7 protein-coding genes and 2 pseudogenes are annotated in these 7789 nt (G+C 57.1%); 2 read left to right on the top strand and 7 right to left on the bottom strand.

Going from position 1 to position 7789, the window contains the following annotated elements; genetic code table 11:
* Positions 1–415 precede the first annotated feature (415 nt).
* The 6 genes and pseudogenes from A6M21_RS19445 to A6M21_RS05650 all read right to left on the bottom strand — a co-directional run.
* Positions 416–775: pseudogene (locus A6M21_RS19445) on the bottom strand (AIR carboxylase family protein); the annotation flags it as partial.
* A 6-nt stretch (positions 776–781) separates the two neighbouring features.
* On the bottom strand, positions 782–1633 hold the full coding sequence (gene yqeB, locus A6M21_RS18295; protein WP_242868778.1) for a selenium-dependent molybdenum cofactor biosynthesis protein YqeB: 852 nt from the start codon (positions 1631–1633) through the stop codon (positions 782–784).
* A gap of 139 nt (positions 1634–1772) precedes the next feature.
* Entirely contained in the window at positions 1773–2753 is a 981-nt protein-coding gene (locus A6M21_RS05635) for a bile acid:sodium symporter family protein (RefSeq protein WP_066666910.1), read from the bottom strand.
* Between the two features lie 314 nt (positions 2754–3067).
* Positions 3068–3574, bottom strand: a complete 507-nt coding sequence (locus A6M21_RS05640; RefSeq protein WP_066666911.1) for a hypothetical protein — start codon at positions 3572–3574, stop codon at positions 3068–3070.
* 108 nt (positions 3575–3682) lie between these two features.
* Complete coding sequence (locus A6M21_RS05645; RefSeq protein WP_066666912.1) at positions 3683–4174, bottom strand: hypothetical protein; 492 nt, start codon at positions 4172–4174, stop codon at positions 3683–3685.
* Between the two features lie 181 nt (positions 4175–4355).
* Positions 4356–4898: a hypothetical protein gene (locus A6M21_RS05650; RefSeq protein WP_066666913.1), complete on the bottom strand. Its 543-nt coding sequence runs from the start codon at positions 4896–4898 to the stop codon at positions 4356–4358.
* Positions 4899–5240: 342 nt separating this feature from the next.
* Here A6M21_RS05650 and A6M21_RS05655 point away from each other — a divergent pair, with 342 nt between their 5' ends.
* Both A6M21_RS05655 and A6M21_RS05660 read left to right on the top strand, forming a co-directional pair.
* The gene (locus A6M21_RS05655) at positions 5241–6419 is read left to right on the top strand and encodes an ABC transporter permease (RefSeq protein ID WP_161486012.1); all 1179 of its coding nucleotides are present in this window, start codon (positions 5241–5243) and stop codon (positions 6417–6419) included.
* 221 nt (positions 6420–6640) lie between these two features.
* Positions 6641–7321, top strand: coding sequence for an ABC transporter ATP-binding protein (locus tag A6M21_RS05660; RefSeq protein WP_066666915.1), 681 nt, complete (start codon positions 6641–6643; stop codon positions 7319–7321).
* A 4-nt stretch (positions 7322–7325) separates the two neighbouring features.
* Here the strand turns inward: A6M21_RS05660 and A6M21_RS18650 are convergent.
* A pseudogene (locus A6M21_RS18650) lies at positions 7326–7789 on the bottom strand (hypothetical protein); the annotation flags it as partial.

Below are 7789 nucleotides of genomic sequence, written 5' to 3' on the forward strand. Positions count from 1 at the left end.
AACTTTTTTGCTGCCTTGCTGATGGTTAATAGTTCCATAATTTTATGATAGTCTTATCGACCTGTCTGTAGCTGCTTCTTACCTCCATTTAACCTTTGCGCGGGGCAGAGATTTCTTATTCACTTTTCAGATTGCGCTATACTTCTTTCAATGGCCAAAGGGATCGTCCGGCCCGCCGCCGTCCGGTTTCGGCCTGTAGGTGACGGTAACCAGTTCATATTCGAGCGACCCCGGGCCGGGACCGGCGGCAGCCCGTACTTACTGATAAGGATCTTTGCCGTGTTTGAGCGGCGGGGATATAACCGCTCACATTGTGCCAATCATTGACATGCAACTGACAGAATGATATTCTGGGCATGAATAAGTTTTTGCTTATTGAAGACATGTTGAATGCTGTCCAGCACGCCACAGGAGGGGCCGAAAGCCCGTTAAGGCTGGCCCAGTAGCCCACACTGGTGGAAACGGCGATAACAGGCTGCCCGGCAAGCCCTCCGGCCACGCCGGCCAAAGCTCCTCCTTCCATGCCCGCCACCACAATGATCACATGCGTCCGGCGGATCAGGTCCAGTTTGTCCAGAAGCCGGTGAATACCGGCCACTCCCGCATTATAAGCCTTGCGCACATCATTGCCCATATTTTCCGCGGTAATGCCGCTTCTTCGGCCACCGGCAGGTCGGCGGTCCCGGCACTCAACGCGCCAGGGGATATTGACCTTATTATGCGGTGCCTACCCGCGCCGGACCACGATCGTTCCAGCCAGCCGGTTGTATTCCGCTACTTTCTACGATGTAAACAATACCGGTAACCCGGTGGATACCGGTTCCCGGCCGCTCAACCGGGCCAGCACCGCTTCGAGCACGCCGCCTCCGACGGCTCTTGCCTTTTCAGATATCGTACAGCACATGTCCCGGTCGCCGCGCGGGTCGATGTCTCCCACTTTCAGCCCGGGGCTTACTTCCAGCCCCGGGTGAAGCATTCCCCGCACCAGGCCGTCGATGGCAGCTATGACCGGCTTTTGATCGCACCGGGCGACCAGCTGCCCCGCTTTTACCTGCGCGCCAATCTCCACCAGCGGCTGAAAGGTGCCCGCTCCAGTGGCCCGCAGTACCCGCTCGCCCGACCGGCCGGCGATTTCTCCCGGCACGCCGGTATTGGGCAGGGCGGCACCGGCATAAATCGTCCGGCCCAGAAAATGTCCGCGGGCTGTTTCTATTACCACGTGCACGTCTTCCCCGGCCGTAAAACCCGGTCCCAGACCGATGACCAGTTCCGCTTCGTCCCGGCTGGTGCCCGGGTTGACTTTGGCCAGACGGGCATCCACCACACACCAGGGACGCAGGCTGCGCACCAGTTCGCCCGCCGGGTCAATCACGACCGGGATTTCCCCGCCGGCCTGGACGGCGGTTATTTCTTCCGCTTTCACCAGTACGGCACGCACTCCTTCCACCGCCAGGCGGCCGGTATAGACCGCCTGGGCGAAGGAAACCGTGCGCCGTATGCAAAGGGGCCGGGGCAGTTCGGTCATCACAACGTCAAACCCTGCCCGCCACAGCCGGTAGGCGCAACCGGTGGCCATCTCGCCGGCTCCTTTGATTAAAACAAGAATTTTTGGTGGGATTTTCTCAAAACTCAACTGGGGAGCCCCCTTTTTTAAGCGCGAGCTGTTAGTTACCGTATAGTAAAATGAATTCCCTTCTTGCGAGCCGTAAGTCCGTCCGGCATTGTCGTAACCCTGGTCCTGGAAAAGCTATTGGCAAGGGAACGGGAAAGCATTACCGCCGGGTCAACTCCGGGACACATGCCGCGGAACGGTCGAAGCGGTTGAATAAATAGGACACGACTGCTGCCAGCGGCTGTTGGAAAATCATGGCCAGAGTGACCGGCACGGCCACAGCGGCCGGGAAATAGGCCACCGCCAGCACCGCACCAAAGCTGATGTTGCGCATGCCCACGTTGTAAATCATGGCCGCCACCGTATCCCGCCGGCGCTCATTCAAAACAAAGGAACCGGCGTAACCGATGTAATACCCGCTCATAACCAACAGCAGAATAACCAACAGCAATTTTAACAGCGAAGCGTTCCAGTTGATTTCCGGCGCCACCGCGCCGGCGTTGATGAACACCACCAGAAACAAAGCCACCTTGGAGGTGAAGCCGCCCACGGAATGCGAAAAACCAGTCAACCGCCGGCGGGTGAGATCATTCACCGCCATGCCGGCAAGGCTGGGGATGGTCACCATCCACAACAAACCGACCAGCAGGCGGACATAATCCACATGCACTTCCCGGCCGGCCACCAGGGCGATGAAAGCCGGCAGCAGCAGCGGACTGACCAGCGTATCCAGGGTGACCGCCACCAGTGCCAGGGCCACATCCCCGCGTACCACCGAAGTCCAGATTATGGAAGTCACCCCGATCGGAATGGCGGCGCCGATTAAAAAGCCCAGCCGCGTCAGCGGGGCATGCGGGTAAAACAATAGACCGGCGCCCCAGGCCACCAGGGGCATCACCACGTGAATCAAGAGCAGCATCCAAATAGTAATCCACGGCCGGGCCAGCACGTGAAAAAAATCCCTAAAACCGGTGTCCAGGGCGGTAATGAAAGTCATATAGGCAAACAGGGCCACCGCAGTCGTAGCCAGTACCGGCGAGTGGGGCAACGGCATGAGAAAACCGGCCAGCAATGCGGACAAAACCACAAAAAACATGCGCCGTCCCAGCCACTGGTTCCAGCAGGCGAAATAATCGAGCATAACCAAACCTCATTTACGACAAAATCTAAGGATGCTTTAATTATAAACATCCCCGCGGCGGAACTCAACCGCCCGGATCTAAAAATGTCACCGGATCTAAAACAATGCCGGCCCGTCAAAATTATGACCCTGCCGTTAAAAGGCTGGGATATGTTATTTATGTTCCACGGTAATGCTTAAGTTAATTTCCTACACAAGATGTGCCCGAAAAATAACCCGGAAAGCCGGTTCCCGGGTCGGTTGCATACCGGCGGACGGTTAGCCGCCGGTATGCGCCTTTTCTCATAACTACGGGAAGTGCAATCCCGCCCCGGTTAAAATCTTACCGGACTGTTGGGTATGACTTCCGCCGCTGTGAGCACCGCCGGAGCGCTGGTGATGCCGCCGCCGGCCGGTGCGGTGAGCACACGCGCCTGCAATTTATAGAGCACCGGCGTAAATGGAGCGGTAAACGGCGTTTGTGCGGCGGGAACAGGCGTGGTATCCACATGCTGCAAGTGCGCCTGGTTGTATACAATAAAACCGCCTACTGTAACCACGGAAACAATAGACTGCATGGCCGAGTAAATCACCGTATCTCCGCGCAGGACTTCAAATAAAACACTGGCCGTACCCGAACCGCCGGCAAAAGAATATGACCAGTCAACTGTACCGTTCAACCACACCCGGTTATTTGCATTGTTAACCAGCACCACTGTAGAGGCCAGCAACACCGGGGCGGTGGAGATGCCGTAGGTGCTGGTGACAATGTTATAGTCAAACTCCGTCAACTTCCCCTGTTCCGGGAAGGGAAATTCGGAGGCATTTGCTTGACTGCTCATTCCACATGCTCCTTTCTCTTTGGGATCGCATATTGCCTCAAACGGCATCCATAATATTACGCGGTTGTTTCCGGCGGCGGAGAATAGTCCCCGGTTCCTCCTTTTAGATTAAAGCACGGCATTGGGTTCAATTTCCGCCGCTGTCAAAGTAACCGGGCCGCTGGTAAAAGCCCCGGCGGCGCTGGCCTGCGCTTGCAGGGTATAAGTAACGTTACCGGGAGCGGTAACCGGCGTGTCGTCGATATGTTCGAGATTGGCGATATTATACACCAGGGCCGGCGGTGGTGCGGGAATGGCGGTCGATGAGGTGATGGCCTGCCGGATTTGATAAACCACCGTTGTTCCGCGTAGAATCTGAAAGGTCGCCTCCACCGTCCCGACGGCCGTAAAACTGGCATACCAGCCCACTGTGCCGTTCAACCACACCCGGTCGGTGGTGTCGTCCACGAAAATGGTCACCGTGGCCAGGGTGGTAAAGGCCGGCGCCACCGGAAAAGCCATGGGCGGCGTTATGGTTCCGAACTTAGCCGCCGGTTCGGTTACCTGCAACCCGGTCAATCTGCCCCGCTCCATCAACTGGGCAGCTTGCACATCAGACATACCTGCATCCCCTTTCGATAAAATTAATAATCTCCCGGCCGTTCCGGTCCGGGTCAGGTTTAGAATCTAACCAACCGCTTCTAAATCGATTAATGTGGTCAAAATGCCCCGGCCGGTGGGAATCGATTCTGTTTTGGCTAAAAGTTAACAATTCAATCCGCCTGCTCAATCCGTCTGCAGTTTAAAAAATGCCCGGCCGGTTGGGTTCAATTTCGGCCACGGAAAGTGTGAACGGACCGGTGCTGAAGGCCACCGCTGTGGCAGTGGTAACATATAAAGAATAGGTTACCGGAGTGAGAGTGGGTTTGCTTACGCCGGCCAGGGGCAGATCAACATACTGCAGCCTGGCTATGTTGGATACAGTGGCGCCGGCTGCCACGGGATTGGCCACTGACTGGGTGATGGAATAAATGGGTGTACCGTCCCGGACAATGGAAAAGATCACATCTACCGAACCGGCGGCCGTAAAGGTGGCATACCAGCTCATGGTTGCATTGATCCAAACCAGGTCACCCGGATCGTCCACCAGGATAAAGGTGGTGGCAAAGGTTGCACTGGCCAGGTTGCCGGCCGGCGCGGACGGAGTAGCATAGGGCTCGTTAAAACGGAATTCCGTCAACTTCCCCGTCGCTCCGGTAAAAAATCCGGAGGCTTGCGCATCTTCTCCCGCCGCGGATAAATCCGCTGCCGGCAAATCCTGGATCAACTTGTCTTCCCCGGACATGCTCATGACTCCCTTCCCTGGGTTTATTCTATTCCATATTACTCCTTGAGCTATAAAATGGTTCCAAATCAGGAATAATAAGTGCGCCATTCCGGAAATCACCTGTCCCCCGGAATGCATCATGCACCGTGACGGTTAAACCCTGCAACATTCAATATTTAACATGCAGCCATATTTTAGATGATCTCCGTACCCCAACGCACCAATGCTCCGGTTCGGACGCCTTTTTTCATTTGTTGATGCACTTAAAAAATTCATACCTGTTAGGAAGGGTTTTACTGATCCGCCAAGAAGCTTAAAAATAGCCATATGTCTCCTTTGGGGATAAAAAGAAGGGTTGACATGTTATTCTTTGCTCTAAGAAACGTCTGGCGGAAAAAGGGCATCTCCCTGCTGGCCATTTTAGGCGTGGGGCTGGGATGCGCGCTGATGACCTTTTTGTTCGCTATTTCCGCCGGGCTAAACGCCCGCCTGGAAAAAACCTTTTCCGGCCTGGCCGGCCGGGTGGTGGTCTCCCCCCGGGACGCCATTTTCGGCGGCATGTTCTTTAGCAGCGGCACGCCGTTGCCGGCGGGCTACCTGGATGCGATCAGACAAATGCCCGGCGTGTTGCACGCATATGGCCGGGTGGCGGCCAGCTTGCGGCCGGCTGACGACCCCAACCTGATCTTGCCGTTCAACGGTTACACCGGTGAAGAAACCGCCCGTCCCGGTTCGCCATTCAAAAAAATAATTGCCGGTCGCGCCCCGGTAAAGAACAATGAAATTATCATCGGCAAAAGGCTGCAGGATTCTCTGGGTTTTATCAACGGAAAAATGACCGCCGGTCATTCATACCGGTTCATCGTTCCGGACGGTCCCCGGCTGGAACAACTCACCTTGACGGTAACCGGCGTTTTTGAAACGGGCAATGAAATCAGCGACACCTCGTTTTGTGGTCCGGCGGACCTGGCACGCAAAATCGCCCGTTTTCCACCGGACAAGTATTCCAGCATCGATGTGCAGGTGGACAGTCCGGAGCGGATTCCGGCGGTGGAAAAGGAAATCACCGCTCATTTCAGGCAGGGCAACCCGCCCGTACAGGTGGTGATCCCACGGGACCTGCTCAATCCGCTGCGGGAAACCCTGGACACCGTGAACAAGTTCCTTACAGCCGTTTCGCTGGTGGCCGCTTTGGCGGGCGGCCTGTCCATCGCCATTATCATGTCCGCGTCGGTACTGGAACGGATGCGGGAATTTGCCGTCCTCAAGGCGGTGGGCTGGCGGGGGCGGCACATCGTCATGCTGGTGCTCATGGAATCACTCATCCTCAGCCTGTGCGGCGCGGCGCTGGGTCTTGGACTGGGCGGGGCGGGCGCCGTCCTGGTCCGGCGCTATGTATTCCCGGACATGATCGTGCTCAACCGGTCATTAATGGCCGCGGTGGCCGCCGCCGGAATAATCACCGGCACCTTCGGCGGCCTGTATCCGGCCTGGCGGGCAAAACAGGCCGCTCCGGCCGATATCTTCCGCCAGGGCTGAAGAATGCGGGCGTCCCCGGCCGGTATCTTCCACCGGAGGTTACAGGCGATCTCACGCCGGCAGCGCAAACGGCCGGTCAAGTTGACCGGAAAAGTGTCTATGCAATATAATTATTCACGATAATAGCGGAGCTTCCCGGCCGCTCACCGGGGACAAGTGGAAACAGCCCCTTTTTTGCCGGCTTCCGGAAACCGTCAACACATTCATCGGGAGATGCTGATATGATTTTGATCCATATAGAGCGCTTGAGTAAAACCTACGGCCGGGGCCGGCTGGCCGTAAACGCCCTGCACGGCCTGAACCTGGACATAAAAAAAGGAGCCCTCTGGGCTGTAATGGGTCCTTCCGGCTGCGGTAAAACAACACTGCTTAATATCCTTGGCGGGCTGGACCGTCCCACCACCGGCAGGGTTATCCTGGACGGCGTGGATCTGTTCACCCTTTCAGAATCCGCCCTATATAACATCAGGAGGCATAAAACCGGTTTTGTGTTTCAATCCTACCACCTGCTGCCCAACCTGAACGCCCAGGAAAACGTACTGGTACCGGCCATTCCCCGACCTGGGGAAGCGCGCCGGCTACGCGCGCGGGCCCGGGAGTTGCTGGCTTTGGTCGGCTTGTCCGGCAAAGAAAAAAACCGGCCCGGGCAGCTTTCCGGCGGCGAACAGCAGCGGGTGGCCGTCGCCCGGGCATTAATCATGGATCCGCCGGTAATCCTGGCCGATGAACCCACCGGTAATCTGGACCGGCCAAACGGCCAAAAAATCGTCGCCCTGCTGCAAAAACTAAACCGGGAAACGGGCAAAACCATCCTGATCACCACCCACGACCCGGCCGTCGCCGCCCACTGCCAGCGGACAATCACCCTGGACAACGGACATCTTGCCGGACGGGGGCTTTAATACCCTACAGGCCCAGGGCGCGGGACAAAAGCTGGCGTTTGCGGGCGGCCTTGGCTTGTTCATAGGCCTGCTGGGCCTGGATGGCTGTATCCAGGGGCAGGTTGTTCCGGCTCAATTCCGCTTTGAACTGATCCAATACGGTGTAAAACTGCGCGTCACACTGGGCTTCCAAATCGTTGCCGGCCGGAATGTACTTGCCGGCCAGGGCCAGCACGGATACCTTCTTCCCCTGCTTCCGGTCAGAAATATATTCATTCCAGGCCGCCCCCACCAGACCGTTCAAACGCCCCTGAAAGCCGCCGGCCACGGACTGCAGCCGGGCAATGTATTTGGCCTCAATGCGGCTCTGCAGCCCGCTTTTCCCCATTGTAGAAACCGGGCTGCCGTTCAACAGCGCTTGCGGATCCACGGTGGACGGACCACTTTCTCCGGCGCCGGATATACCGGCGGTTCCACCCGGGACCGCCC

The organism is Desulfotomaculum copahuensis, assembly GCF_001655685.1.
Taxonomy (GTDB): Bacteria; Bacillota; Desulfotomaculia; order Desulfotomaculales; family Desulfovirgulaceae; genus Desulfotomaculum_G; species Desulfotomaculum_G copahuensis.

Coding starts and splice junctions, on each gene's coding strand:
- A6M21_RS05645 (WP_066666912.1), bottom strand. CDS start 4,174: ATGTCTGATGTGCAAGCTGCCCAGTTGATGGAGCGGGGCAGATTGACC.
- A6M21_RS05650 (WP_066666913.1), bottom strand. CDS start 4,898: ATGTCCGGGGAAGACAAGTTGATCCAGGATTTGCCGGCAGCGGATTTA.
- A6M21_RS05635 (WP_066666910.1), bottom strand. CDS start 2,753: ATGCTCGATTATTTCGCCTGCTGGAACCAGTGGCTGGGACGGCGCATG.
- A6M21_RS05660 (WP_066666915.1), top strand. CDS start 6,641: ATGATTTTGATCCATATAGAGCGCTTGAGTAAAACCTACGGCCGGGGC.
- A6M21_RS05640 (WP_066666911.1), bottom strand. CDS start 3,574: ATGAGCAGTCAAGCAAATGCCTCCGAATTTCCCTTCCCGGAACAGGGG.
- A6M21_RS05655 (WP_161486012.1), top strand. CDS start 5,241: ATGTTATTCTTTGCTCTAAGAAACGTCTGGCGGAAAAAGGGCATCTCC.